The sequence below is a fragment of the Enterobacter sp. 18A13 genome, from assembly GCF_007035975.1.
In the GTDB taxonomy this organism is placed as follows: Bacteria; Pseudomonadota; Gammaproteobacteria; order Enterobacterales; family Enterobacteriaceae; genus Enterobacter; species Enterobacter vonholyi.
In genome coordinates this window covers 1,076,556-1,101,970 of record NZ_AP019634.1, presented here as the reverse complement: position 1 = coordinate 1,101,970, position 25,415 = coordinate 1,076,556, and the positions used below count along the sequence as shown (strand labels likewise).

Sequence of the window (25,415 nt, the reverse complement as noted above, 5' to 3'; positions counted from 1 at the left end):
CTACCGTGAGAGCGGGAGCGGAATATCTGTCGCACAAATGGGTGGGCCCTTGACGGCTAGCTATACTCTTATTTTCAGTGTCATAGGGTGCGGTCATGCGGGGAAAATAGCGTTACGGATTAGCTTAATGAGATTGCCGATGCGAAAGCATCGCCCGGCAATATTGAATTCAGGGTGAGAAATAAATCGATCAGGATGCAGGAGGCGTTAACGGCTGAACGTCATTGCTATTCACCCAGCCGTGCGTCGTTTTTCCGCTACGGGCGACAAACTCTACCTCTGCCCAGCCAGCCTGGGTTTGTATTACCCCTACTACGTCTCCTTTAACGATCCAGGCTTTACGCCGGGTCGCGGCATCAGGCGTGGAGCTCAGATAAGCCCGCGGGCTGCTTACCTTCATCAGCGTTTGCCACTGTGTCTGCCGCGTCCTCTCCAGTTCCAGACCTGTCGCAATTTCAGGCATCAGCACATTCATACACCCAGCATGGTTTTGCCCATCAGGAATGGCTAATGTGACACCCGCGGTATTCGCGGCAATATGGCCCGCGAGCACAGATGAAGACCATGAAGTGATGGTGTCTGGCTGTTGCGCTGAAACATGGCCTGTCAGAAAGAAAGTGCAGGTACGTTTTACGCTGTCTTCAGCCGATTCAGAGTAATACCCGGTGATATTGCCCGTCGGAGAGACGGCGAGTAACAAACCTTCATATACGCCAGACTGTAGCGTCGTGGCATACGAAGAAAACGCCGCCATTAAGACTGAAAAACCGCAAACTATGCGCATCATTTTAATTTTCATCTCCGCCCCTTCTCCAGGCTTTCATAAGTTCTGCGAATTTTAACGTCATAATCACCGAAATCGCTTCCGTTATAGTTAAATGCCATATTATAAAAGTCCTTATTTACCATTGCCGACAGTAGTGAGCTGTTCTTATTGCACAAATGTAAAAAAGCATTTAATTGCTTACCGGCATTTGACTTCATATCTTTTAAAAATGTACCGAGATCTTTATAACCGCACGATTCGTAATTAAACCCCATAATCTGGAACATCCCCCATGAACACGATTTTATCGCAGCTTCGGCATCAAGTGCGTAAGCCTTCGCCAGGGTATTCCATGCAGAAAGCTGGTAGATATTGTTTTTTTGCCATTCCGGATCCGCTTTCTTTACATATTTATAAGACAAAAAAGGTGGGTTTGATCGTATTTCCTTTTGGTGTATTTTCGGAAAATATGCCCTTCATACGCAATAATCGGTAGATTTAAAGCATTAAACCCAGATCGTCCGCCCGACTCCACAATAGAAAAAGCTTTGATGATATTCAGTTCTACCCGACGATTAAGATTTTCCCAGGCTTCAGTAAAGTCCTGTTCCGTCAGCGATACAGCCCCATCAATACCAGGTGCCATCAGCTTGCTTCGCTCAAGGGGTTCATCTGCTACGTTGTAGCGCTCTTTTCTCAGATAATCGTTAACCAGCTGACGGACGCTATTTTCATTGGCAGAAGGTTGCCTAAAAAATGAAGACGTGAAAGACGATTGTTGAGACGCAAGGGGATATTTCATCGCAGCAGCAACTAATCCACGGAAAGTCTTCCCTTCTGGCTCAATAACCCCATCGGGATGCTGGAAACGCAAATGAATGGACTGAAACTGGCTGATGGTTCTGATCAATGTCGGGGAAATAATCCCATCTTCTGGGATGTCATACTGGATGATAGGCTTAATGAGATTAAACAGGTATTGCACGATAATCACGTCGCGCTGAAAGTTTCCTGCTTTACCTGGCGTTCCTACGGCACTTTTCAATAAAGGTGACAAACGTCTGAGAGAATTATCCATTTCTGAGTACTCATAAATGAAAAAATATACGGTTAGTGGGAAACCGCATCTCGTGATCGACAGCATCAAGCTGCTCACATCCAGCAGGCATTGATACGCCACTTGCGCCGCACCAGGTAAACACTGAAAACAGGAGTTATTGGGAGCACAAATGGGTGGGGGCCCTGCCAGCTACATCCCGGCACACACGTCGTCTGCCCTGGCTGCTTCCTTCCGGACCTGACCTGGTGAACAGAGTAGCGTTGCGGGAGAACCAACAGAGCCCCCATTGAGAGCGTTGATAACCAACGCGCTGGCGCATTATCCCTGTGCTAAAGCCCAATTGCAAGTGACCAGGAACCGGATGCTGGTTTCTTGCGCAAACAGGCGCAGCAATCATGAAGATCTTCGTTTACCATAGCGTTCCAGAAACTCCCCCCACAGGTGAAGGTATGGACGAACACGACTCCTTTCCACAGCGCGTATGGCAAATCGTGGCCTCAATCCCGGAAGGCTATGTCACTACCTATGGTGATGTTGCGCGCCTGGCCGGTTCCCCGCGCGCGGCGCGACAGGTTGGAGGCGTCCTGAAACGGCTACCGGAAGGCAGTACGTTGCCCTGGCATCGCGTGGTGAATCGTCATGGGAACATTTCGCTCACCGGGCCGGATCTTCAGCGTCAGCGTCAGGCGTTACTTTCAGAGGGTGTCCAGGTGACAGGGTCGGGTCAGATTGATTTGCAGAAGTTTCGCTGGATATATTGACCCCTCTCCCGGAGGAGAGGGGAAATGCAGGAATTACATCTGAGTCGGTGGGGTTGGCAGAGACGGCTGATTGGTCTGCGGTGCGACCGGTACTTCGGTCTGCTGCACCGGCACCAGGTTCAGGTCGATTTTTGTCCCACCGTTGTTGATTGCTTCCTGAACCGTATCGGTGATAAAGACCAGCTTACCGTTGATGGTTACCGCTGCACTCAGCAGAATACGGGCGTTAGGCTGCACGTCCGACGGGTTATACGGCAACACGAAGCTAAATGGCGCCTGCTTACCTTCTGTACGGACCGCACGCTGGGCCACGACTTTAGACGGCGCGTCGGCCAGGGAAGCATCAGACAGCGTTACCGTTAGTACCGCGTCCGGTGGCAGAGCGACTCTCTGCTTGATCCAGATTGTACCGGAAACGTTAGGCTGCTGAATGGACTGCTGTGAAAGGGTGTTAATCCCGTTCGGATCTGCAGCTGGAACCGGCACCTGGGCGCTTTTACCGGCACAGGCGGACAACGCCACCGCAATAGCTACACCACTAAGCATGGGCACGAGTTTCATTGAAGTCTCCTTATCAATGCACCAGCGGGATCGATCCCATCCGATGTCGTTTCAATCACATAACGTATTCAAGTGTGGCACAGATCACCGATTTATGCCTGAAAACGTGCCGATATTCAGATTATTCTACCCATCGGACCACTTTCATTTCTGCGTTATACTCTGCCTATCTTTCGCTGCGGCGTTTATTGAGGACAACTATGAGTCAGGCACTGAACAATCTGCTGACATTACTAAATCTGGAAAAAATTGAGGAAGGACTCTTTCGCGGACAGAGCGAAGATCTCGGCTTGCGCCAGGTATTCGGGGGGCAAGTCGTCGGACAAGCACTGTACGCAGCAAAGGAGACTGTCCCGGCAGACCGTCTGGTGCATTCATTCCACAGCTACTTCTTACGCCCTGGCGATAGCGCAAAACCGATTGTGTATGACGTTGAAGTTCTGCGAGACGGCAACAGTTTCAGCGCGCGCCGCGTAGCGGCCATTCAGAGCGGCAAGCCGATCTTTTACATGACGGCCTCTTTCCAGGCGCCGGAGCCGGGCTACGAGCATCAGAAAGTGATGCCCCCGGCTCCGTCACCTGACTCTTTAAAATCAGAGACGGATATTGCTCGCGCGCTGGCGCATCTGCTTCCCCCTCAGGTCAAAGAGAAGTTTCTCTGCGATAAGCCACTGGAGATCCGCCCGGTTGAGTTCCACAACCCGATGAAAGGCCATACCGCCGAGCCGAAACGCCAGGTTTGGATCCGTGCCAACGGGACCGTGCCGGAAGATTTCCGCGTCCATCAGTATCTGCTGGGCTATGCGTCTGACTTCAACTTCCTGCCGGTGGCGCTGCAGCCGCACGGCGTTGGTTTCCTGGAAAAAGGGATGCAGGTCGCGACGATCGATCACTCCATGTGGTTCCACCGTCCGTTCAACATGAATGAGTGGCTGCTTTACAGCGTGGAGAGCACGTCAGCGTCGAGCGCACGCGGATTTGTGCGTGGAGAATTTTATACTCAGGACGGCGTGCTGGTCGCTTCGACGGTGCAGGAAGGGGTAATGCGTAACAGAGGTTGATGTAAAAAGCCCGGTGGCGCGACGCTTACCGGGCCTACGTTTTGTGCTGTTGTAGGCCGGGTAAGGCGAAGCCGCCACCCGGCAAGACACTCAGATCATGCGTTATACGCATTCTCGCCGTGGCTGTTCACATCCAGACCTTCGCGCTCCTGCTCTTCCGGTACGCGCAAACCGACCGTCATGTCCGCCAGCTTGTAGCCGATGAAAGCGACGACCGCAGACCACACCACGGTGATAGCGATGCTTTCCAGCTGCACTAGCACCTGATGAACCATAGTGACGCCTTCTGCGTAGCCCACGCCACCGAGCGATTTCGCCGCGAAGATACCGGTCATGATACAGCCGACAATCCCGCACACGCCGTGCACGCCGAACACATCGCAAGGGTCATCCACGCGCAGAACTCGTTTCAGTGCGGTCACGCCCCACAGACCCGCCAGACCGGACACCAGGCCGACCAGCAGCGCACCGCCGACACCGACATAACCACACGCAGGGGTGATACCAACCAGACCGGCAATCGCACCTGAACAGGCACCCAGCAGAGAAGGTTTCCCGCGTACCGCCCACTCGCCAAACACCCAAGAGAGGATTGCACCCGCCGTGGCTACAACGGTGTTCACGAACGCCAGCGCGGCGATTTCGTTGGCCGCACTTGCTGAGCCGGCGTTGAAGCCAAACCAGCCAAAGTAGAGGATCGCAGTACCGGTAAAGACCATCGGCAGGTTGTGCGGTTTGAACGCCTCTTTACCGAAGCCCACGCGTTTGCCAATCAGATAAGCGCCCACCAGACCCGCGACCGCGGCGTTAATGTGTACAACGGTACCGCCCGCGAAGTCCAGCGCACCGTGCGTTGCCAGCAGACCACCGCCCCAGACCATGTGCGCAATCGGCACATAGGAGAGCGTCATCCAGACCACTACGAAGATCAGAACGGCAGAGAAACGAATACGCTCCGCCAGCGCGCCCACAATAAGCCCGACGGTAATACAGGCGAAGGAGCCCTGGAACGCCACGTGAATATACTGATAGAAGCTGCCCATCAGCGCGGTCAGCTCAATATTTTTCAGCATCACCCAGTCGAAGTTACCAAAAAACGCGTTGCCCGTACCGAACGCCAGCGAGTAACCGTAAACCACCCACAGCACGCAGACCAGCGCAAACGTCACGGCAACCTGCGTCAGCATGGAGAGAACGTTTTTGCCACGGATCAGGCCGCCGTAGAACAGCGCAATGCCCGGAATGGACATGAAAAGCACCAGCGCGGTGCTGATCATCATAAAGGCGTTATCGGCTTTATCAGCCACCGCAGGGGCAGCAGCCAGCGCCAGGCCCGGCAGCAGCGCCAGCGAACCCAGACCCGTTTTAAGTGTTGCTATCTTCATTTTCTCGATCCCTATCACTGTGTGCCAGGCGTTATTTACAATGCCGCTTCGTCAGATTCGCCGGTACGGATGCGAATGACGCGCTGCAGTTCGGCAACGAAAATTTTGCCGTCGCCAATTTTGCCGGTATAGGCCGCTTTGCTAATGACATCAATGACTTCATCAAGCTGATCGTCAGCAATCGCGACATCAATTTTTACTTTTGGCAGAAAGTTAACGCTGTATTCCGCCCCGCGATAAAGCTCGGCATGCCCCTTCTGACGACCAAAGCCTTTCACTTCGGTGACAGTCAGTCCCTGAATACCCATTGAAGACAACGCTTCACGCACGTCTTCGAGTTTGAATGGTTTGATTACAACCGTAACCAGCTTCATAGATCCCCTCCAGTCAGAATTCGGTAATGGCCGTAGCTTACGCTGAAGGTATTGCAAGGGATGTGCCAGAAATGAAAACGAGGAGGAACGGCGGCGCACAGAGCATTACACGGCCTTGATAATCGAACTGATGAAAAAAAACGCACCATGCCGGTGCATGGTGCGTTTCAGTTTTGCACCAACAGGAATGACTGTTAGCGCGCCGCCTCTTTTTGGTGCATCAGGCGCTAAGCGACTCTTCATCGCGCACGCTGGCCGCCAGCTCTTCGCCCACCAGCTGCAGCTGGTACATCTGCCAGTAGCGCCCTTTTGCTTCCAGCAGTTCACGGTGGGTACCACTCTCAACGGCCTGTCCGCGATGTAGCACCAGAATGGTATCGGCATCGACGATGGTGGAAAGACGGTGGGCAATCACCACCAGCGTCGTATGGTCGCGTACGGCGGAGAGTGCCTGCTGGATGGCCTGCTCGGTGCCGGAGTCAATACTGGCAGTGGCTTCATCCAGAATCAGGATCTGCGGCGTTTCAATCAGCACCCGCGCCAGCGCCAGGAGCTGCTTTTGCCCGACAGAGAGATTATTCCCCTGCTCGCCCAGTCTGGTATTTATCCCATCGCTAAACCCGCGCGCAAGCTCTGCCAGCTGCACTTTTTCCAGCACGTCCCAGACCTGTTCCTGGGTGTAGTCTCGTCCCAGAGTCACGTTGGCGTAGAAGGTATCGGCCAGCACGACCGGATCCTGTTGCACCATCGCGACGCCTTTACGCAACACGGTGTGGCTGAGAGACGCGAGCGGGCGCCCGTCGAGGCGGATTTCGCCGCGCGTGACCGGGTAATAGCCCATCAACAGGCTGGCAAGTGTGCTCTTACCGCTGCCGGTATGCCCCACCAGCGCCACGAAACCGCGCGACGGAACGTCAAGCGTGATGTCCTGAAGCACCAGCCGATCTTCGCGATAGGCAAACGATACGTTATCAAAGGCGATAGTCCCGCTTTGCAGAGGTTGCTCGTCATTGCCGTAGGCCTGACGCGGCCTGTCCATCAGCTCAAACACGCGCTCACCGGCGACCACCGCCTGCTGCAGCATCGATTGCTGGGTGGTGAGCTCGATCAACGGCTCGTTAAGGCGTCCCAGATAGCTAATAAAGGCGTATAGCACGCCCACCTCAATCGTACCGTTTGAGCTCAGCCCAAAGAGCATCAGCAGCCCGCAAAGCACCAGCGCCGAGAAAAGGCTCAGCAGCGGACGCAGCAGGAAACCGTCCAGCCGCAGCGTCTGCATACGCGCCATATAGTGCGAACGGCTGGCTTCCCCCATGCGTTCGCCAAAGCGGGCCTGCTGGCGGAACTGCTGGATGACGCTCATGCCGTTAATCACTTCGTTGAAGCCATCGTTGATGTCGGCCAGATAGGCGCGAACCCGGCGCACAATCGGCGTGCTGTAACGCTGGTAAATCACCATGACGATCAGCACCGCCGGGAAGATGGTGATCGCCACCAGCGCCATGCGCCAGTCAAGGCTGAACATCGCAACCAGCATCGCGCCAATCAGTGCCGCGCTGCGCAATACGGTCGCCACAACGGTGACGTACAGATCGCGGATCACCTCGGTATCGTTGGTCACGCGCGAGATCACCTGCCCGACCGGCTGGATATCAAACTCGCTGAGCGGCTGGCGAAGCGCCGCGTCCATCACATCCGTACGCAGTTGCTGAACAACGCCCACGGCAGCACGGTTAAACAGCAGCGACTGAGCATAGTGCAGCCCTGCCGCCGCCAGCTGAAGGCCAACGTAGGCCACGCCTAACCCCGCCACCAGCCCCAGGGGCAGATAGCTTTTGGCGACCATATTGTCGATGAAGTAGCTAATGAGCAAAGGACCGCTCACTTCAGCAATCGCCGCAATCCAGAGTAAAAGCACGGCAACGGAGAGCGGTTTACGCCACGGCGAGCCGTAGGCCAGCAGACGTTTGAGCGTCGGCCACATCGTTCCGAGCTTACGCATTGGCGGCCTCCTCATCTTCTTCCGGCGCATCGTCCAGCGCCGCCTCAAGCTGTTGATAGCGGTACATATCGCGATACCAGCCCGGCTGCTCGGCAAGCGTTTCATGCTGCCCGCGCTGGGCAATGTGCCCGTGCTGCAAGACCAGAATTTCGCTGGCTTCGGTTAGCGCAGACAAACGGTGGGCGCTGATAATGACCGTGCGTCCGTCGCCCCACTGGCGCAGGTTATGCAGAATTTGATGCTCGGTACGGCCGTCCACGGCGGAAAGTGCATCATCCAGAATCAGGATTTCAGCATTCAGCAGCAGCGCGCGGGCAATGGAGATACGCTGTTTTTGCCCGCCGGACAGCATGACGCCGCGTTCCCCGACTTCCGTCTCGTACCCCTGCGGCAGACGCAAAATATCATCATGAACGCTGGCCAGACGCGCCACGTGTTCAATCTCTTCCTGCGTCGCCCCAGGGCGGCCAAGGGCGATGTTGTTCGCCACGGTGTCCGAAAATAAAAACGGCGTCTGGCTGACGACCGCCAGGCGACCACGCCACTCGTCCAGCAGCAGATTCGTCAGGGGGATATCATGGAAACGAATATCGCCCTCGGTGACGTCAAAGTGGCGCTGGAGCAGAGAGAGCACGGTACTTTTACCGGATCCCGTCGGGCCGCAGATGCCCAGCATCTGGCCCGGCTGAAGCGTAAAGCTGACGTTCTCCAGCACCGGATGCTCCGTTTGTGGATAGACAAACTTGCGGACGTCGACATGCATGACGCCGCGTCCTTCCGGTACGACTTCGCTGCCGTCATTGACCACCGGCGCTTCGGCCAGCATGGCGCGAATACGGCTGTAGGCGGCGCTGCCGCGCTCCACGATGTTAAACATCCAGGCCAGCGCCAGCATCGGCCAGATCATGAGACCCAGATACATCGCAAAGCTTGTCAATTGCCCCAGGGTAAGCGCGCCCTGCACAACCATCCAGCTTCCGCCGCCAATGGCCAACATATTTGCCATGCCGATTGCGATATAAATCGTCGGGTCGAAACGGGCGTCGATACGCGCGACGCGCATGTTTTTCGCCCCCGTGTCTGCCGCATCGGCGGCAAACAGCGCAGACTGCCGATCTTCCAGACCAAACGCTTTGATCATGCGGATGCTGGTCATGCTCTCCTGGGTGCGATCGTTCAGCGACGAAAACGCCGCCTGCGCCAGCTTAAAACGCTCGTGTAGCTGTTCACCATAGCGATTGATCGCCAGCGCCATGAGCGGCATCGGCAGCAGGGCCAGCAGGGTCAACTGCCAGCTGATCTGCGTGGACATCACGATCAGCACCGCACAGCCCATCACCAGCGAGTCCACCAGCGTCAGCACCCCTTCCCCGGCGGCAAAGACCACGCGATCGACGTCGTTCGTCGCGCGGGCGATGAGATCCCCGGTGCGATGGCGCAGATAAAATTCGGGATGCTGTCGGCTCAGCTGGCGGTAAAAATCTTCACGTAGCTCAACGGCCAGCTGATAGGACGCACCAAACAGCAGCACGCGCCAGACGTAGCGCAGCAGATAAACAATGACTGCCGTCAGCACCAGCGTGCCGACCCACATCAACACCCGTGCGGTGGTGTAATGCTGTTCGGTGACGCCATCCACGACGTAGCCCACCACTTTCGGCGGGATCAGCTGCAGGATGGCAATGATAATAAGCAGGGCGACTGCACCGAGGTAGCGTTGCCACTCCCGACGAAAGTACCAGCTTAATTGGGCAAATAATCGCACGCGGTTTGTTCCTGAAGGTATTTTACGAAGTTATTCAATAGGTAATGCTGTGGTGTATTTAATCTGTTCCATGGCGAAGCTTGAGGTGACGTCCGATAACCCCGGGACGCTGTTCACCAGCCGCTTGTAGAAGTCATCATAGCGCTTCATGTCGGCCACCTGGACGCGCATCAGATAATCGTACTCGCCGGCCATGCGCCAGAAACCGAGCACTTCGGGCATCTCAGACACCTGGGTGACGAAGCGGCAATACCACTCGCTGCTGTGATGCTGAGTTTTTATCAGCACAAATGCCGTCAACCCAAGCCCCAGCTTTTCGGGATCTAACAGCGCGACGCGTCCCAGAAGAATGCCGTCATCTTCCAGCTTCTTAAGACGCTTCCAGCACGGGGTGGTGGTCAGATTAACGGCATCTGCCAGCGCCTGCAAAGAGAGGGTACAGTCATTTTGCAGCAATGAAAGGAGCTTGCGGTCAATTTTATCTAGCATACCCACCTCTCAGAGAAAATTTTTCTCCCTTCATTCTATTTTAAAGGCCAGATAGCAACAATTTTTTCTGTGCTTTTCGCTATGCTAGGCACAAAATGACAAACGGATAACGACGATGAATAGCACCTGGGTTAAACATGCGATCAGCGAAATCAATGCCGACTATCAGCGCTCGGCGGATACGCACCTGATTCGCCTTTCCCTGCCGGGATTTGACGGCATTCAGCTCTATCTGAAAGATGAAAGCACCCATCCTACCGGCAGCCTGAAGCATCGCCTGGCGCGCTCGCTGTTTTTATACGGTTTATGTAACGGCTGGATTAAAGAAGGCACCACTATCATTGAATCTTCGTCCGGTTCAACGGCGGTGTCCGAAGCCTATTTTGCCCGCCTGCTGGGCCTGCCGTTTATCGCGGTGATGCCGTCCTGCACCGCAAAACGCAAAATCGAACAGATCGAATTTTACGGCGGACGCTGCCACTTTGTGGAAAGCGCCTGCGAAATCTACGCCGCTTCTGAAATGCTGGCCCGCGAGCTGAACGGCCACTATATGGACCAGTTCACCTTCGCCGAGCGCGCGACGGACTGGCGCGGGAATAACAACATTGCCGACAGTATTTTCCGCCAGATGACCCACGAACCACATCCGGTTCCGTCCTATATCGTCATGAGCGCCGGTACCGGCGGCACGTCAGCCACGATCGGACGCTACATCCGCTGTCAGGGTTACGATACCCAGCTGATGGTGGTTGACCCGCAAAACTCCGTGTTCCTCGACTACTGGCAAAATCGCGATGCCGGCCTGCGCAGCCCGGTGGGCAGTAAAATTGAAGGGATTGGCCGCCCGCGCGTGGAGCCCTCTTTCATCCCCGACGTGGTGGACGAGATGATGCGCGTGGCGGATGCCGCAAGCGTGGCAACGGCGCACTGGCTGGAAACGCAGCTGGGCCGCAAAGTGGGCGCCTCGACGGGAACAAATATGTGGGGCGCACTGCAGCTTGCCGCGCGCATGCGTGAAGAGGGCCGCACCGGTTCCATCGTCACGCTGCTGTGCGACAGCGGCGAGCGTTATCTCGAGACCTACTACAATGCGGAGTGGGTGCAGGCCAACATCGGCGATATCGCCCCGTGGAAAGCGCAGATTGCAGAACTGGTGAAATAAAAAAAGCCAGACCGAAGTCTGGCTTGCTGGAAGGGTCTCACTATTCGGGGGAATACGGGAGATTGTTGTTGTCCAGCCAATGAGTCAAAAAATGAGACACTGCTTCATTGCGGCAGTGGCCAATAACCGGCAGATGGGGAAGTTCTGCTTTCAGCTGCGCCATCGCATTCCCCATGATCAGACCGCGACCTACGCTACCCAGCATTTCGCGGTCGTTCATGGCATCACCAAACGCCATACACTCCTGGAGCGTTAAGCCCAGGTGGTCGCTCAGAACCGCCAGAGCGGAACCTTTGTTACAGCCCACCGGCAGCACTTCCAGACAATCAACCGCCGAGAAGGTCAGATGCGCCCGGTCGCCTAGCGCCTCATTCAGCTGAATCCGTAAGCGACACAGATCGTCGTGATCGCCACAGAAACAGATCTTAGTGACCGCATGGGCGGGGATCCGACGCAGATCGATAAGCTGGTACCTGAAGCCGCTGTATACATGCGCGTGCAATAATTCCGGGATTTCGCTTCCGGTAAACCAGCCGCGATCGTTAAAGACGTGGACGCTGGCCTGCGTGTCCCAGTTGCTGTGCAGCACGATATCCGCGACTTCCGGGTTGAGATCCTGCCGGTGCAGCACATCTCCTTCTACGGAGTGAATTCGCGTCCCGTTGCCGGTGATCAGAAAAGCGTCGAGGGAGAACGCCCCCAGCAAATGGCGCATCTCCAGCACATGACGCCCGGTGGCAAACGTCAGGGTGACATCACGCTCGCGCAGGCGCTTCAGCGTGTTCAGGGTTTTTTCCCCTAAACGGTGATCCGGCATTAACAGCGTACCGTCCATATCAAATGCAGCGAGCCGAGCCATGATTACTCCCGAAATGTGATGCGGTTAACTTGTGCATCAGTATCGTGTGAGATATACGGAAGTAATAGTGAATAGATGAAAATTATTGTTCCGGGTTTCTTATGCGCCAGCTCAATCGACTCAATCAGTATCACCGCCTCTGGCAGCCTTCCCTGGGTGCAACGCAACAGGTCACTATCAGCGAGCTGGCTGCCCGCTGTTTTTGCAGCGAGCGGCATGTCCGAACGTTGCTGCGTCAGGCCCAGGAGGCGGGCTGGCTGAGCTGGCGAGCGCAGTCTGGCCGCGGTAAGCGCGGTGAGCTGACGTTCCATGTCGCGCCGGAGTCACTGCGCAATGCGATGATGGAGGAGGCGCTGAAGAGCGGGCAGCAGCATAACGCGCTGGAACTGGCCCAGCTTGCCCCTGAAGCGCTGCGGTCATTACTGCATCCTTTTTTGGGCGGGCAGTGGCAAAACGATACGCCGACGCTGCGCATTCCTTACTATCGCTCCCTGGAGCCGCTGCAGCCGGGGTTCTTACCTGGTCGGGCGGAGCAGCATCTGGCAGGACAGGTGTTCTCAGGCCTGACGCGTTTTAACGGTAACAGCAGTGAACCCACGGGCGATCTGGCGCATCACTGGGATGTCTCTGCTGACGGCATGCGCTGGCATTTCTACATTCGCTCCACCCTGCACTGGCATAACGGCGATAAAATAGAAACGGCACAACTCCAGCGAAGTCTGACAGCGCTGTTGACGCTTCCTGCCCTGCGCACTCTGTTTCAGAGCGTCTTATGTATTGAAACAACGCATCCTCAGTGTCTGACGTTTACGCTGCATCAACCGGACTACTGGCTGCCGCACAGGCTGGCAACCTACTGTAGCCGTCTGGCGCATCCCGACCATCCTGCGGTTGGCAGTGGCCCCTTTCGGCTGGCCGCTTTTGAGCCCGACCTGGTTCGTCTGGAAAGCCATGAGCAGTATCACCTGAGCCATCCGCTGCTCAAAGCCATCGAATACTGGATCACTCCCCAGCTTTTTGATTACAGCCTGGGCACCAGCTGTCGTCACCCGGTGCAAATCGCGATCGGCGAGGCCGACGAGCTGGAAAGTCTGCGGCTGGTAAGCAGCAGCACCAGCCTGGGGTTCTGCTACCTCACGCTTAAACAGAGCGCGCGCCTGAGTGAGATCCAGGCAAAGCGGCTTATCAATATCATTCATCTCTCCAGGCTTCTTCACACACTTCCGCTAAACGAAGGGCTCATCACGCCCACCCAGGAGCTGCTTCCCGGGTGGACCATCCCCGAATGGCCTGATTTATCGGGCGTAACCCTCCCTGAAGCATTGACGCTGGTTTATCATCTACCTGTTGAGCTTCACACTATGGCCAGCCAGTTGAAGACATACCTGGCGCTACAGGGGTGTGAACTGACCGTCATCTTTCACGACGCCAAGACGTGGGACGGATGCCTGGAGCTTGCCGATGCAGACATCATGATGGGCGACAGGCTTATTGGCGAAGCGCCAGAATATACGCTGGAACAGTGGCTGCGCTGCGATGCCCTCTGGCCGCACGTTCTTAGCGCACCGGCTTACGCCCATTTGCAAGCGACGCTGGATGCGGTACAGACGCAGGCAGAGGCTCGGGATAGACACGCGGGACTGCAAGCCATCTTTAACCGGTTAATGGAAAGTGCGGTGCTGACACCACTCTTTAATTATCAATACCAAATCAGTGCTCCGCCTGGCGTGAATGGTATACGCCTCAATACCCGCGGCTGGTTTGACTTTACCGAAGCCTGGCTGCCCGCCCCTAAATCGTGAAGAAGCTGGTCGCCGCCACAGGCAGACGGTAACATAACGTTTTTACCGTAACAGTCGAGATGATTTATGAAACGTGCCGTCGTCGTGTTCAGCGGAGGACAAGACTCTACTACCTGCCTGGTTCAGGCCCTTCATCAGTACGATGAAGTTCACTGTGTCACTTTCGATTATGGTCAGCGCCACCGCGCTGAAATCGACGTTGCCCGTGAACTTGCCCTGAAACTGGGTGCACGCGCGCACAAGGTGCTGGACGTTACGCTGTTAAATGAACTGGCCGTGAGCAGCCTCACACGCGACAGTATTCCCGTCCCGGACTACGAACCTGATGCCAGCGGCATTCCGAATACCTTCGTGCCGGGCCGTAATATCCTCTTCCTGACCCTGACGGCGATCTACGCCTACCAGGTAAAAGCCGAAGCGGTGATCACGGGCGTTTGCGAGACCGATTTCTCCGGCTACCCGGACTGTCGTGATGAGTTCGTGAAAGCGCTAAACCACGCCGTCAATCTGGGGATGGCGAAAGAGACGCGCTTTGAAACTCCGCTCATGTGGCTGGATAAAGCCGAAACCTGGGCGCTGGCGGATTACTGGGGCAAGCTGGACCTGGTTCGCAGCGAAACGCTCACCTGCTATAACGGTATCAAAGGCGACGGTTGCGGCCAGTGCGCGGCCTGTAATCTTCGCGCTAACGGACTGAACCACTATCTTGCCGATAAAGCCGGCGTGATGGCCGCGATGCAGAAAAAGACCGGCCTAAAATAGGGCTACTTGACCGTGCTGTCGCAAAACGGGTGTCGACAGCACGAGTACGCCTTAACAAGTCTTACGCGATCATCAACTCCAGCTTTTCACGCAACTCCCCTTCCAGCGGCAGCGCTTTCTGCGTTTTCAGATCGATACAGACAAAGGTGATCAGCGCATCAGCCACCACCTGCCCTTCTGGATCGAGCGTCACCACCTGGCTTAACACCCCGCTTTTGCCATTGATTTGCTGCACCTGGCTTGTCACCGTGAGCACATCGCCCAGCACGGCCGGACGGCGGTAGTTGATATTGATATTGACGACCACGAACGCGATGTTGTGCGCGGTCAGCCACTGAAAGCTTTCGCTATTTTCCAGCCCGTCCCAGCGGGCTTCTTCAAGAAACTCAAGATAGCGGGCATTGTTCACATGCTGATAAACGTCGAGATGAAAACCGCGTACTTTGATTTTTGTCTGCATAGCGCAATAGCCTTTACTGTTATTGTAGGATGAGAGGTCATAACTGGTATGACCTCTTTATCCTGGCAAAATTTTGCCGCAGTGCAAGAAATTGCGTAATTACAATGTCAGGTGTGAGAGGTTGCGCTCAACCAGCGCGCTGCCCATGCCCGGCACCTGTTTGAGATCGTCGACCGTTTTGAAAGGACCATACTCTTCGCGGTAGCTGACGATGGCCTGTGCTTTTTTCAGGCCGACACCATTCATCGCGCGGGCCAGATCTTCCGCAGAGGCAGAATTGATACTGACCCGCGTACCGTCATCATCCGCATTTTTACCGGCGTCAATCGCTTTGGTTTGCCCTTGCACCGGCGCTGCCGCGTCGGACTTGCTCTGGGTAGTTTGTGATTTGGCGGCGGGAGCCGACGCCATCGCGCCCGCGCTCATCCCGGTGGTGGCAATAGCCAGCGTAATTAACAGTGCTTTGATTCCACATTTCATGCTGTTATCTCCTTGTTTGTTGACAGCCACGTCACGATAGCCGCCAGTTCAAACCGGCACAAACAGCAGATTGCAGAAATGGAAAAGGCCGCGAAAGCGGCCTTTAGTTTTTGCAGAGCGTTACGAAAATCTGCGAGCAGACACGTAATTACTGCTGCTGAGTCATTACATCACCCAGCTTGATTTTGGCTTCTTTACGCAGGTTGCTCATCATGGCTTCGAAGGCAATCTGGGCATTGTTCTGGGTAATTCCCTGAACCATCGCTTTCTTCTGCGCTTCTGGTAAGGTGCCGGCTTTCACTTCATCCAGCGCCAGCAGAACGACGTTACCCTGCGCATCGGTAGTGGTACCGAAGCTTGGCTTGTCCTTCGCAGGCAGAGTCAGACCAAACGCGGCCTGGCTGATAGGGTCCTGACCGGTACGGCTCAGCGTTTTCGCTTCACCGAAGCTCAGGCCAGCCGCTTTCAGCGCGTCTTCTTTACCCGCTTTCAGATCGGACAGAATCTTCTCAGCATCCAGTTTCGCCTGCTGTTCAGCTTTGTTGTGCTTAACCTGAGCGATGACCTGATCCTTCACTTCCGCCAGCGGTTTGACCGCTTCTGGCTTATGCTCGCTGACGCGCAACACAAACGCACGATCGCCGTCGACGGTAATGATGTCAGAGTTACTGCCCGGCGTGCCGTTCTCGCCCACCAGACCACCGTTGAAGATGGCATCGGAAACCGGTTTGAAGTTCAGCTCTTCCGGCAGGTTGTCACGACCAAACCAGCCAGTTTCAACCGCCTTCACGCCCGCCGCCTGCTCTGCACCTGCCAGAGATTCGTTGTCGTTGCTGGCAGCATCGCTAACCTTCTGCTGCAGCGCGTAGTAGGCATCCAGCGCTTTTTCCTGTTTCACTTTCGCTGCGATATCATCGCGGACGTCAGCCAGCGGCTTGGTTTTCGCCGCGGTGATGTCGTCCAGACGCACGACCAGGAAACCGACGGAAGACTTAATGACGCCAGAAAGCTGGCCTTTCTCTTTCAGACCGGCATTTTTCAGCTCGTCAGGCGTGGTCGCGTCTTCCAGCCAGCCCATATCACCGCCGTTTTTCGCCGAGATAATGTCGGTGGATTTCGCTTTCGCAACGGTCGCGAAATCAGCGCCTTTGTTCAGCTCATCCAGCGCCGCTTTAGCATCAGCCTCGGTTTTCGTCTGAATCACGCTGTAGCGGTTACGCTGGGGCTGAGTGAACTGATCCTGATGCTGATCGTAGTAAGACTGGATCTCTGCATCAGACGCGTTTTCCTGCAGCGCGGCCGCATCCAGCTTGATGTAGCTCACGCGGAACTGCTCTGGAGAAACAAAAGAATTCTTGTTCTGTTCGTACCAGGCGTTAACGTCAGCGTCGCTCACCTGCTGTTTCGCCGCCAGGGCGTTAACATCAATGGTCGCTTCGCGTACAACACGCTGCTGTGCCACCAGCGCGGCCAGTTCGTCCGTTTCACCTTTGAGCATGAAATCGGTGCCCACGACAGCATTGATGAGCTGCTGGGTGGTCAGCTGGTTACGCAGCGCCTGAGCGTACTGATCGGCCGTCATCCCCATCTGGTTGACGATACTGTTGTAACGCGCGTTGTCGAATTTACCGTTAGACTGGAAGGCCTGGGTGGAGAAGATGGCTTTTTTTACCTGCTCATCACTAATGCCAAGGCCGAGTTTTTTGGCATACTGATCGAGCAGCGCTTCGTCGATAAGACGGTTCAACGTCTGTTGGCGCAGAGTCTTCATGTACCCTTCGTTCGCCGCCAGTTCAGAGAATTGGTCGCCCAGCTGTTGCTGCATACGGTTACGTTCACCGGCAAAAGCATTCTCGAACTGACCGCGGCTGATCTCCTGGCCATTCACTTTTGCGGCGTAGTTTGCGCCACCGCCAATAAGGTAACTGCTCACGCCGGTCAATATGAACGACACGATAATGATACCGAAAATAATCTTGAGCACGAGACTGTTAGCAGCCGTGCGTAAGCTGTCCATCATGGTGTAACAACACTCCGCTGTAGGTGACTGGTTACCTGACGCTGACGGAAAATCCTGCCCGTCGCGCGTGAAGGCGTATTGTGACAAGAAAACGGGGCGATTGTCAGCCCACAACTCGCATAAACTCGCACAAATCAGGTCTGGACAAACAAAAAAGGCACATCAAATGATGCGCCCTTGTACTTTCCGGCTTCCCTGAAACGGGAAAGCAATCAGTTTACTGCGTCTTTCAGCGCTTTACCTGCACGGAAACCCGGCACTTTAGCAGCAGCAATGGTGATCTCTTTACCGGTCTGAGGGTTGCGGCCAGTACGGGCAGCACGCTCTTTAACAGCAAAAGTACCGAAGCCTACCAGTGCAACGTCGTCCCCAGCCTGCAGAGATTCAGTAACAGAAGCAATTAATGCATCTAACGCACGTCCAGCTGCAGCTTTAGAAATATCAGCACCAGCAGCAATTTTGTCAATCAGTTGAGATTTATTCACTGTTCTCTTCCTCTCTTTATAATTTATATCGCGCCTGAATCCTTCACAACGCGACCGCGCAGCAGTTATATCAGGCCTGCCATGACCTTACAACACCCGTTGTTGATGGCTGACCTAATCAGCAATCTAAATTAGCTATACAAAAAAAGGCTGGCAAGTGCGAAATCACTTACCAGCCTTGTTTTTATTGACGCTCTTTGCGCGAGGTCACTATTTTGCGGTTACAACCTGCATTCCGGAGGGTTCATTCTGCAAAGCGAGACTGAGAACTTCCTCAATTCGCTTAACAGGATGGATCTGCAGATCGGCAATCACGTTGTCCGGAATCTCTTCCAGATCGCGTTTGTTTTCGTAAGGGATCAATACGGTTTTGATCCCACCGCGGTGTGCCGCCAGCAGTTTTTCTTTTAAACCACCAATCGGCAGAACCTGGCCACGCAGCGTAATTTCACCGGTCATTGCCACATCGGCACGCACAGGGTTCCCGGTCAGGCAGGAAACCAGAGCGGTACACATGGCAATACCCGCGCTTGGACCATCTTTTGGCGTCGCCCCTTCAGGTACGTGCACGTGGATGTCGCGTTTTTCGTAGAAATCAGGGTTAATTCCCAGTTTCTCCGCACGCGCACGCACCACGGTCAGCGCAGCCTGGATAGATTCCTGCATCACTTCACCCAGCGAGCCGGTGTAGGTCAGTTTGCCTTTACCCGGTACACAGGCGGTTTCGATGGTCAGCAGATCGCCGCCCACTTCCGTCCATGCGAGTCCGGTCACCTGACCAACGCGGTTTTCGTTGTCCGCGCGGCCGTAGTCGAAGCGCTGAACGCCGAGATAGGCATGCAGATTGTCGCCGTTAATCACAATGTGTTTCAGGCTCTTATCCAGCAGCAGCTGTTTCACCGCTTTACGACACAGCTTCGAGATTTCACGCTCAAGGCTACGCACGCCCGCTTCACGGGTGTAGTAACGAATGATGCCGATAATCGCGCTGTCCTCAACGGTCAGCTCATTGGCTTTCAGCGCGTTACGCTCAATCTGTTTCGGCAGCAGGTGCTGCTTAGCAATATTCAGCTTCTCGTCTTCGGTATAGCCCGAGAGACGGATCACTTCCATACGGTCCAGCAGCGGGGCCGGAATGTTCATGGAGTTGGAGGTCGCTACGAACATCACATCGCTCAGGTCGTAGTCCACTTCCAGGTAGTGATCGCTGAACGCCACGTTCTGTTCTGGATCAAGCACTTCCAACAGTGCAGATGCAGGGTCGCCACGCATGTCCGACGACATTTTGTCGATCTCATCGAGCAGGAACAGCGGGTTTTTAACTCCCACTTTCGCCATCTTCTGGATCAGTTTACCCGGCATAGAACCGATGTAGGTACGGCGGTGACCCCGGATTTCCGCTTCATCGCGCACGCCACCCAGCGCCATACGGATATACTTACGTCCGGTCGCTTTGGCGATGGACTGACCCAGAGAGGTTTTACCCACCCCCGGCGGTCCTACCAGGCACAGAATTGGGCCTTTAATTTTGTTTACACGGCTTTGTACCGCGAGGTACTCAAGAATGCGGTCTTTCACGCGTTCCAGGCCGTAGTGGTCGGTATCCAGGATTTCCTGTGCCTGACGCAGATCTTTTTTGACCTTGCTGCGGGCGTTCCACGGAACCTGCACCATCCACTCAATGTAGCCGCGTACAACGGTCGCTTCAGCCGACATTGGAGACATCATTTTCAGCTTCTGCAGTTCTGCTTCGGCCTTCTCTTTCGCCTCTTTCGGCATCTTCGCCGCGTCGATCTTACGCTTCAGGGCTTCGTTTTCGTCCGGCGCGTCGTCCATCTCGCCTAGTTCTTTCTGAATGGCCTTCATTTGCTCATTCAGATAGTACTCACGCTGAGATTTCTCCATCTGCTTTTTCACGCGGTTGCGAATGCGCTTCTCAACCTGCAGCAGATCGATTTCAGACTCCATCATCGCCATCAGGTATTCCAGACGCTCGTTAACGTCGGACATTTCCAGCACGGACTGCTTGTCAGCCAGCTTCAGCGGCATATGGGCAGCGATGGTGTCCGCCAGGCGCGCAGGATCGTCGATGCTGTTCAGCGACGTCAGCACTTCTGGTGGGATTTTCTTGTTCAGCTTGATGTAGCCTTCAAACTGGCTAATCGCGGTGCGAACCAGTACTTCCTGCTCGCGCTCATCAAGCTCAGGCGAATCAAGGTACTCTGCCTTGGCAGAGAAGTGTTCGCCGTCGTCTGACAGAGTGGTAATACGCGCACGCTGCAGGCCTTCTACCAGCACCTTCACGGTGCCGTCAGGCAGCTTCAGCATCTGCAAAATAGAGGCCACGGTCCCGACGGTGAAAAGATCGTTTACACCCGGCTCATCCGTTGATGCTTCTTTCTGCGCCACCAGCATGATTTTTTTATCATGATCCATGGCGGCTTCAAGGCAACGGATAGATTTTTCCCGCCCTACAAATAAGGGTATGACCATGTGCGGATAAACCACCACATCGCGCAACGGCAATACGGGGATTTCAATGCGTTCAGAACGCTCAGGATTCATAGAGCTCTCTCTTAGTTAGTGTCCGCCAGGTAAGCTGGTCATGTCACTGTGCTTCACATAACCATTAACATGTATCCAGTATATGGGGATGTTTCCCACACATTCAACGCTATGAATACGGAAAAAGTAAAGGGGAGATAAAATCCCCCCTTTTTGATTAACTGCTTGTATGGTTTGGTGAATTATTCGCCAGATGCCTGCTGCGCTTCCGGTTTGCCGTAAATCAGCAGCGGCTTGGTTTGACCGCTAATAACGGACTCGTCAATCACCACTTTCTCAACATCTTCCATCGACGGCAGATCGTACATGGTGTCGAGCAGTGCTGCTTCAACAATTGAACGCAGACCACGAGCACCGGTTTTACGGACCATCGCTTTCTTGGCAATAGCATCCAGCGCTTCGTCGCGGAATTCCAGGTCAACGCCTTCAAGATTGAACAGCGCCTGATACTGCTTGGTCAGCGCATTTTTCGGTTCTTTCAGGATCTGGATCAGCGCGTCTTCACTCAGCTCATTCAGCGTTGCCACAACCGGCAGACGGCCGATGAACTCAGGGATCAGACCGAATTTGATCAGATCTTCCGGTTCAACCTGAGACAGCAGCTCGCCTTCGTTTGGTTTTTCGGACGTCGATTTCACCGTTGCGCCAAAACCAATGCCGGAGCCGGTTTCAACACGGTGGGAGATGACTTTATCCAGACCAGCAAACGCACCACCACAGATGAACAGGATCTTGGAGGTATCAACCTGCAGGAACTCCTGCTGCGGATGTTTACGACCACCCTGTGGCGGAACGGCGGCAACCGTACCTTCAATCAGTTTCAGTAGTGCCTGCTGTACGCCTTCACCCGATACGTCACGGGTGATGGACGGGTTGTCTGATTTACGGGAGATCTTGTCGATCTCATCGATGTAAACAATCCCGCGCTGGGCTTTCTGTACGTCGTAATCGCACTTCTGCAGCAGTTTCTGAATGATGTTTTCAACGTCCTCACCCACGTAACCGGCCTCGGTCAGGGTGGTGGCATCCGCCATCGTGAACGGAACATCGAGCAGACGCGCCAGGGTTTCAGCCAGCAGCGTTTTACCGGAACCGGTTGGGCCGATCAGCAGAATGTTACTTTTACCCAGTTCTACGCCATTGCTGGTGTCGCCGTTACGCAGACGTTTGTAGTGGTTATAGACCGCTACCGCCAGCACTTTCTTGGCCTGCTCCTGTCCGATGACGTAGTCGTCAAGGTGATGACGAATTTCATGCGGCGTTGGCAGCGCGCTGCGCTCACGGTGCGGTGCGACTTCTTTAATCTCTTCGCGAATAATGTCGTTACATAAATCGACACATTCGTCGCAGATATACACGGACGGCCCGGCAATCAGTTTACGCACTTCATGCTGGCTTTTGCCGCAAAAAGAGCAGTACAGCAGTTTGCCCGAACCATCTTTGCGTTTATCTGTCATGAGTCCAAACCTCTTTTTAAGTTCTTTGTGCCGCACATGACGACGCAAATGCCATTCTAAGACGCAAGCTGCAATGAGCAGCGTGCCGCCCTACCTTAGTATAGCGGCACACTCGCGTCGCGGGCATCAATTACGATGGGTCAACACGGAGTCGACTAAGCCGTACTCAACTGCCTCTGGAGCAGAGAGGAAGCGATCGCGCTCGGTATCGCGCTCGATCTGCTCGAGTGGTTGACCCGTATGCTGCGCCATAAGTTCATTCATGCGCGCTTTTACTTTCAGAATTTCGCGGGCGTGGATTTCGATATCCGTCGCCTGCCCCTGATAACCGCCCAGCGGCTGGTGAATCATCACGCGGGAATTTGGCAAGCAGAAACGCTTACCCTTCGCTCCTGCTGTTAACAGGAACGCGCCCATAGATGCAGCCTGACCCATACAGATAGTGCTTACATCAGGTTTGATGAATTGCATGGTGTCATAAATGGACATCCCTGCTGTAATCACGCCACCCGGGGAGTTAATGTACAGGTAAATGTCTTTTTCCGGGTTTTCCGCTTCCAGAAACAGCATCTGCGCCACGATCAGGTTAGCCATATGGTCTTCCACCTGGCCAGTCAGAAAGATAACGCGTTCCTTGAGCAGACGGGAATAGATATCAAAAGAACGCTCACCACGTGAGGTCTGTTCAATAACCATTGGCACCAGAGCCATATGGGGTGCAAAGTTATCTCGTTCGCCACTGTATGACATTTCCGTCTCCTGGATCAAAATTGAAAACACCTGCTGTACTGATTGTAACCTTACGGACGGATTATCAGCCAGTCTCATTCATCGTGATTACGTACTTATGGGGTTTACAGTGCCCTATTTCAAGCATAACAACCTTTTGTTGTTACGCTAACACCGAAAGGGCGTTTTAGCACTCTTCCTGGGCTATAGCTGCGATAAAAAAAACCCGTTGCCGCAAGGCAACGGGTTTTCTGTTCAAACTTTAAACCGTTGGGGCGAAATTACGCCTGCTGGTTCATCAGTTCGTTGAAAGAGGTCGCTTTTTCGGTCACTTTCGCTTTCGCCAGTACCGCTTCAACAGCCTGCTCTTCCAGGGCAACGTTGCGCATGTTGTCCATCAGCTCTTTGTTCTTACCGTAGAACTCGATCACTTCTGATGGATCTTCGTATGCAGAAGCCATCTCTTCGATCAGGCCTTTCACACGTTCTTCGTCAGCTTTCAGCTCGTGGGTACGAATCACTTCGCCCAGCAGCAGGCCAACAACAACGCGGCGTTTCGCTTGCTCTTCGAACAGCTCGCGTGGCAGTTCCATCGCTTGCTGCTGGTTGCCACCGAAACGCTGTGCAGCCTGACGGCGCAGAACGTCGATTTCGCTGTCGATCAGGGCAGCTGGAACGTCGATTTCGTTGGCTTTAACCAGACCTTCGATCGCCTGAGATTTCACACGGTTACGCACCGCGCCGTTCAGTTCGCGTTCCATGTTCTTACGCACTTCGGTACGCAGACCCGCTACGGAACCATCTTCCACGCCGAAACGCTTGATGAATTCTTCAGTCAGTTCTGGCAGTTCGCGCTCTTCAACTTTCTTCAGGTTGATAGCGAACTTCGCTGCTTTCCCTTTCAGGTTTTCAGCGTGGTATTCTTCCGGGAAGGTCACGTCGATGGTGAACTCTTCGCCAGCCTTGTGGCCTTTGATACCGTCTTCGAAGCCTGGGATCATACGCCCCTGGCCCATTGCCAGTACGAAGTCAGAGGCTTTACCGCCTTCGAACTCTTCGCCGTCTACAGAACCGGTGAAGTCGATGGTGACACGGTCTTCAGCGTCAACAGCGCCTTCTTTCTCTTTCCAGTTCGCCTGCTGCTTGCGCAGGGTTTCCAGCATGCCGTCAACATCTTCGTCAGTCACGGAAACAACTGGTTTTTCAACTTCGATAGATTCCAGACCTTTCAGCTCAACTTCCGGGTACACTTCGAACTCTACGGAGTAGGTGAAGTCTTCGCCCAGTTTGTATTCGCCTGGAACGTAGTTCGGCGCGCCGGCCGGATTGATTTTTTCTTTGATGATCGCATCGATAAAGTTGCGGCTCATCAGTTCACCCAGCACATCCTGACGCACGGAAGCGCCATAACGCTGAGCAACAACATTCATTGGTACTTTGCCCTTGCGGAAGCCGTCAATACGTACTTTTTTTGCTACGTTGACCAGCTCGCTTTTCACAGCAGTTTCGATGCTGTCAGCAGCGATAGTAATCGTTACACGGCGGCCAAGGCCTTGAGTGGTTTCAACTGAAACTTGCATCTTGTTACCTCAAAAAAATCACAGTGCTCGGTCAACTCTGAATCTGTCTGTTATACCGGGATGCTCTCTTAGTGCAGATTCACATTCCCTGTCGCCAGAATCATCCCGAAGACATTCAATAAGACGCGGCATTATAGCGGCATCACTTAGGTGAGTCGAGAACGGTTGGGGCATGTTGCTGCGGCTTTTTTCACACTTTAAGGCTATTTTTAGCCTTAAAATCGCACCATCCGCTCAAAACGTAGACAAAACAAAACGGCCCGGAGGCCGTTTTGAGGAAATCTCTAAGCAACATACTGGAAAAGCTCCAGCCGTTGCAAATCCGATTTATCAGGCGATAGTGCCTGCACCGCGACAAGGTGGCGATGCGAAAACCGTATCCTGCAGACCTTCCCATTCCTTAATGGTGTAGGTATGCAGCGCCAGCGCATGCACGGTCGTGGAGAGTTCTTCCGTCAAGGTGCTGTAGATCAAGCGGTGTCGATTCAGGAAACGTTCTCCCGTGAAGCGATCGCTAACCAGAACCACTTTAAAGTGGCTTTCAGAACCTGCCGGCACGTTATGACGATAGCTTTCGTCGACGACTTCGAGGAACACAGGGTTGAACGCTGCCCTTAATTTATCTTCTATATGCTCACGTATCATCATGAAATTACTCCTCCGACAACGCCAGGATGTCACCCATCCCTTTAAATGTTAGCCGCTTTTACCGTTTCCATTACACCTTGACAACAAATATTTAGCTTTCGTCTGATTTTCTCATTCAAACGAATGAAGTTCACTGTGAGACTCATACGTTTTGTCATACACGGTTTGAGAAAAACGGTGAA

The 25,415-nt window shown here is 54.3% G+C and carries 22 protein-coding genes, 1 other RNA gene and 1 pseudogene; 5 read left to right on the top strand and 19 right to left on the bottom strand.

Annotated features, from left to right (window positions below; all coding sequences use genetic code 11):
- Nucleotides 1–190: 190 nt before the first annotated feature.
- From FOY93_RS23695 to ffs, 3 genes and pseudogenes are all read right to left on the bottom strand, one after another.
- Nucleotides 191–799 carry an SH3 domain-containing protein gene (locus FOY93_RS23695; protein ID WP_111963404.1) on the bottom strand — a complete coding sequence of 203 codons (609 nt, stop codon included), beginning with the start codon at nucleotides 797–799 and terminating at the stop codon, nucleotides 191–193.
- Nucleotides 796–1,412: pseudogene (locus FOY93_RS24190) on the bottom strand (N-acetylmuramidase domain-containing protein). Before FOY93_RS24190 ends, FOY93_RS23695 begins: the two are co-directional and overlap by 4 nt.
- 594 nt (nucleotides 1,413–2,006) lie before the next feature.
- Nucleotides 2,007–2,103: signal recognition particle sRNA small type (gene ffs / locus FOY93_RS05370), an RNA gene on the bottom strand.
- Between the two features lie 172 nt (nucleotides 2,104–2,275).
- On the opposite strand from ffs, the gene FOY93_RS05365 reads away from it, so the two are divergent.
- Entirely contained in the window at nucleotides 2,276–2,587 is a 312-nt protein-coding gene (locus FOY93_RS05365) for an MGMT family protein (protein ID WP_032664021.1), read from the top strand.
- A 33-nt stretch (nucleotides 2,588–2,620) separates the two neighbouring features.
- On the opposite strand, the gene FOY93_RS05360 is transcribed toward FOY93_RS05365, so the two are convergent.
- Nucleotides 2,621–3,148, bottom strand: a complete 528-nt coding sequence (locus FOY93_RS05360) for a YbaY family lipoprotein (protein ID WP_024906833.1) — start codon at nucleotides 3,146–3,148, stop codon at nucleotides 2,621–2,623.
- Between the two features lie 200 nt (nucleotides 3,149–3,348).
- Between FOY93_RS05360 and tesB the strand changes: the two genes are divergently transcribed.
- Nucleotides 3,349–4,209: an acyl-CoA thioesterase II gene (tesB, locus tag FOY93_RS05355; RefSeq protein ID WP_023310585.1), complete on the top strand. Its 861-nt coding sequence runs from the start codon at nucleotides 3,349–3,351 to the stop codon at nucleotides 4,207–4,209.
- Between the two features lie 95 nt (nucleotides 4,210–4,304).
- Here tesB and amtB read toward each other — a convergent pair whose 3' ends face one another.
- The 5 genes from amtB to FOY93_RS05325 form a co-directional block, all read right to left on the bottom strand.
- Nucleotides 4,305–5,594, bottom strand: a complete 1,290-nt coding sequence (gene amtB / locus FOY93_RS05345) for an ammonium transporter AmtB (protein WP_115874359.1) — start codon at nucleotides 5,592–5,594, stop codon at nucleotides 4,305–4,307.
- A gap of 35 nt (nucleotides 5,595–5,629) precedes the next feature.
- Nucleotides 5,630–5,968 (bottom strand): P-II family nitrogen regulator, encoded by a 339-nt coding sequence (glnK, locus tag FOY93_RS05340; protein WP_008503304.1) that lies wholly within the window; start codon nucleotides 5,966–5,968, stop codon nucleotides 5,630–5,632.
- Between the two features lie 220 nt (nucleotides 5,969–6,188).
- The gene (locus FOY93_RS05335) at nucleotides 6,189–7,970 is read right to left on the bottom strand and encodes a SmdB family multidrug efflux ABC transporter permease/ATP-binding protein (RefSeq protein ID WP_143344760.1); all 1,782 of its coding nucleotides are present in this window, start codon (nucleotides 7,968–7,970) and stop codon (nucleotides 6,189–6,191) included.
- Entirely contained in the window at nucleotides 7,963–9,735 is a 1,773-nt protein-coding gene (locus FOY93_RS05330) for a SmdA family multidrug ABC transporter permease/ATP-binding protein (protein WP_133293889.1), read from the bottom strand. The genes FOY93_RS05335 and FOY93_RS05330 overlap by 8 nt, the downstream gene beginning before the upstream one ends.
- Nucleotides 9,736–9,765: 30 nt before the next feature.
- A complete protein-coding gene (locus FOY93_RS05325; RefSeq protein ID WP_023310581.1) occupies nucleotides 9,766–10,224 on the bottom strand; it encodes an Lrp/AsnC family transcriptional regulator in 459 nt (152 codons plus the stop codon).
- 115 nt (nucleotides 10,225–10,339) lie between these two features.
- Here FOY93_RS05325 and FOY93_RS05320 point away from each other — a divergent pair, with 115 nt between their 5' ends.
- The gene (locus FOY93_RS05320; RefSeq protein WP_115874356.1) at nucleotides 10,340–11,386 is read left to right on the top strand and encodes a PLP-dependent cysteine synthase family protein; all 1,047 of its coding nucleotides are present in this window, start codon (nucleotides 10,340–10,342) and stop codon (nucleotides 11,384–11,386) included.
- Between the two features lie 40 nt (nucleotides 11,387–11,426).
- Here the strand turns inward: FOY93_RS05320 and cof are convergent, their stop codons facing one another.
- Complete coding sequence (cof, locus tag FOY93_RS05315) at nucleotides 11,427–12,245, bottom strand: HMP-PP phosphatase (protein ID WP_143344759.1); 819 nt, start codon at nucleotides 12,243–12,245, stop codon at nucleotides 11,427–11,429.
- A 101-nt stretch (nucleotides 12,246–12,346) separates the two neighbouring features.
- Between cof and FOY93_RS05310 the strand changes: the two genes are divergently transcribed.
- Together FOY93_RS05310 and queC are read left to right on the top strand one after the other, a co-directional pair.
- Nucleotides 12,347–14,047, top strand: coding sequence for an SgrR family transcriptional regulator (locus FOY93_RS05310; RefSeq protein WP_143344758.1), 1,701 nt, complete (start codon nucleotides 12,347–12,349; stop codon nucleotides 14,045–14,047).
- 66 nt (nucleotides 14,048–14,113) lie between these two features.
- Nucleotides 14,114–14,809 (top strand): 7-cyano-7-deazaguanine synthase QueC, encoded by a 696-nt coding sequence (queC, locus tag FOY93_RS05305; protein ID WP_008503311.1) that lies wholly within the window; start codon nucleotides 14,114–14,116, stop codon nucleotides 14,807–14,809.
- Nucleotides 14,810–14,870: 61 nt separating this feature from the next.
- On the opposite strand, the gene FOY93_RS05300 is transcribed toward queC, so the two are convergent.
- From FOY93_RS05300 to bolA, 9 genes are all read right to left on the bottom strand, one after another.
- The gene (locus tag FOY93_RS05300) at nucleotides 14,871–15,269 is read right to left on the bottom strand and encodes a YbgC/FadM family acyl-CoA thioesterase (protein ID WP_024906822.1); all 399 of its coding nucleotides are present in this window, start codon (nucleotides 15,267–15,269) and stop codon (nucleotides 14,871–14,873) included.
- Between the two features lie 99 nt (nucleotides 15,270–15,368).
- Complete coding sequence (locus FOY93_RS05295; protein ID WP_133293886.1) at nucleotides 15,369–15,749, bottom strand: helix-hairpin-helix domain-containing protein; 381 nt, start codon at nucleotides 15,747–15,749, stop codon at nucleotides 15,369–15,371.
- 148 nt (nucleotides 15,750–15,897) lie between these two features.
- Nucleotides 15,898–17,769, bottom strand: coding sequence for a peptidylprolyl isomerase (gene ppiD / locus FOY93_RS05285; RefSeq protein WP_136195262.1), 1,872 nt, complete (start codon nucleotides 17,767–17,769; stop codon nucleotides 15,898–15,900).
- A gap of 212 nt (nucleotides 17,770–17,981) precedes the next feature.
- The gene (gene hupB, locus FOY93_RS05280) at nucleotides 17,982–18,254 is read right to left on the bottom strand and encodes a nucleoid-associated protein HU-beta (protein ID WP_002444653.1); all 273 of its coding nucleotides are present in this window, start codon (nucleotides 18,252–18,254) and stop codon (nucleotides 17,982–17,984) included.
- Nucleotides 18,255–18,464: 210 nt separating this feature from the next.
- Nucleotides 18,465–20,819, bottom strand: a complete 2,355-nt coding sequence (lon, locus tag FOY93_RS05275) for an endopeptidase La (protein WP_023334706.1) — start codon at nucleotides 20,817–20,819, stop codon at nucleotides 18,465–18,467.
- Nucleotides 20,820–21,001: 182 nt separating this feature from the next.
- Nucleotides 21,002–22,276, bottom strand: coding sequence for an ATP-dependent protease ATP-binding subunit ClpX (gene clpX, locus FOY93_RS05270; protein WP_023310570.1), 1,275 nt, complete (start codon nucleotides 22,274–22,276; stop codon nucleotides 21,002–21,004).
- A gap of 126 nt (nucleotides 22,277–22,402) precedes the next feature.
- A complete protein-coding gene (clpP, locus tag FOY93_RS05265; protein WP_010428105.1) occupies nucleotides 22,403–23,026 on the bottom strand; it encodes an ATP-dependent Clp endopeptidase proteolytic subunit ClpP in 624 nt (207 codons plus the stop codon).
- A gap of 260 nt (nucleotides 23,027–23,286) precedes the next feature.
- Entirely contained in the window at nucleotides 23,287–24,585 is a 1,299-nt protein-coding gene (tig, locus tag FOY93_RS05260; protein ID WP_133293885.1) for a trigger factor, read from the bottom strand.
- 330 nt (nucleotides 24,586–24,915) lie between these two features.
- Nucleotides 24,916–25,233 carry a transcriptional regulator BolA gene (bolA, locus tag FOY93_RS05250; protein ID WP_021241655.1) on the bottom strand — a complete coding sequence of 106 codons (318 nt, stop codon included), beginning with the start codon at nucleotides 25,231–25,233 and terminating at the stop codon, nucleotides 24,916–24,918.
- Nucleotides 25,234–25,415: the final 182 nt, after the last annotated feature.

Bases quoted from the DNA above. Each gene is read 5' to 3' on its own strand.
- tesB (WP_023310585.1), top strand. From the start codon at position 3,349: ATGAGTCAGGCACTGAACAATCTGCTGACATTACTAAATCTGGAAAAA.
- FOY93_RS05360 (WP_024906833.1), bottom strand. From the start codon at position 3,148: ATGAAACTCGTGCCCATGCTTAGTGGTGTAGCTATTGCGGTGGCGTTG.
- glnK (WP_008503304.1), bottom strand. From the start codon at position 5,968: ATGAAGCTGGTTACGGTTGTAATCAAACCATTCAAACTCGAAGACGTG.
- FOY93_RS05365 (WP_032664021.1), top strand. From the start codon at position 2,276: ATGGACGAACACGACTCCTTTCCACAGCGCGTATGGCAAATCGTGGCC.
- lon (WP_023334706.1), bottom strand. From the start codon at position 20,819: ATGAATCCTGAGCGTTCTGAACGCATTGAAATCCCCGTATTGCCGTTG.
- FOY93_RS05295 (WP_133293886.1), bottom strand. From the start codon at position 15,749: ATGAAATGTGGAATCAAAGCACTGTTAATTACGCTGGCTATTGCCACC.
- FOY93_RS05325 (WP_023310581.1), bottom strand. From the start codon at position 10,224: ATGCTAGATAAAATTGACCGCAAGCTCCTTTCATTGCTGCAAAATGAC.
- amtB (WP_115874359.1), bottom strand. From the start codon at position 5,594: ATGAAGATAGCAACACTTAAAACGGGTCTGGGTTCGCTGGCGCTGCTG.
- clpP (WP_010428105.1), bottom strand. From the start codon at position 23,026: ATGTCATACAGTGGCGAACGAGATAACTTTGCACCCCATATGGCTCTG.
- FOY93_RS23695 (WP_111963404.1), bottom strand. From the start codon at position 799: ATGAAAATTAAAATGATGCGCATAGTTTGCGGTTTTTCAGTCTTAATG.
- FOY93_RS05335 (WP_143344760.1), bottom strand. From the start codon at position 7,970: ATGCGTAAGCTCGGAACGATGTGGCCGACGCTCAAACGTCTGCTGGCC.
- FOY93_RS05300 (WP_024906822.1), bottom strand. From the start codon at position 15,269: ATGCAGACAAAAATCAAAGTACGCGGTTTTCATCTCGACGTTTATCAG.
- ppiD (WP_136195262.1), bottom strand. From the start codon at position 17,769: ATGATGGACAGCTTACGCACGGCTGCTAACAGTCTCGTGCTCAAGATT.
- FOY93_RS05310 (WP_143344758.1), top strand. From the start codon at position 12,347: ATGCGCCAGCTCAATCGACTCAATCAGTATCACCGCCTCTGGCAGCCT.
- clpX (WP_023310570.1), bottom strand. From the start codon at position 22,276: ATGACAGATAAACGCAAAGATGGTTCGGGCAAACTGCTGTACTGCTCT.
- bolA (WP_021241655.1), bottom strand. From the start codon at position 25,233: ATGATGATACGTGAGCATATAGAAGATAAATTAAGGGCAGCGTTCAAC.
- FOY93_RS05320 (WP_115874356.1), top strand. From the start codon at position 10,340: ATGAATAGCACCTGGGTTAAACATGCGATCAGCGAAATCAATGCCGAC.
- tig (WP_133293885.1), bottom strand. From the start codon at position 24,585: ATGCAAGTTTCAGTTGAAACCACTCAAGGCCTTGGCCGCCGTGTAACG.
- queC (WP_008503311.1), top strand. From the start codon at position 14,114: ATGAAACGTGCCGTCGTCGTGTTCAGCGGAGGACAAGACTCTACTACC.
- cof (WP_143344759.1), bottom strand. From the start codon at position 12,245: ATGGCTCGGCTCGCTGCATTTGATATGGACGGTACGCTGTTAATGCCG.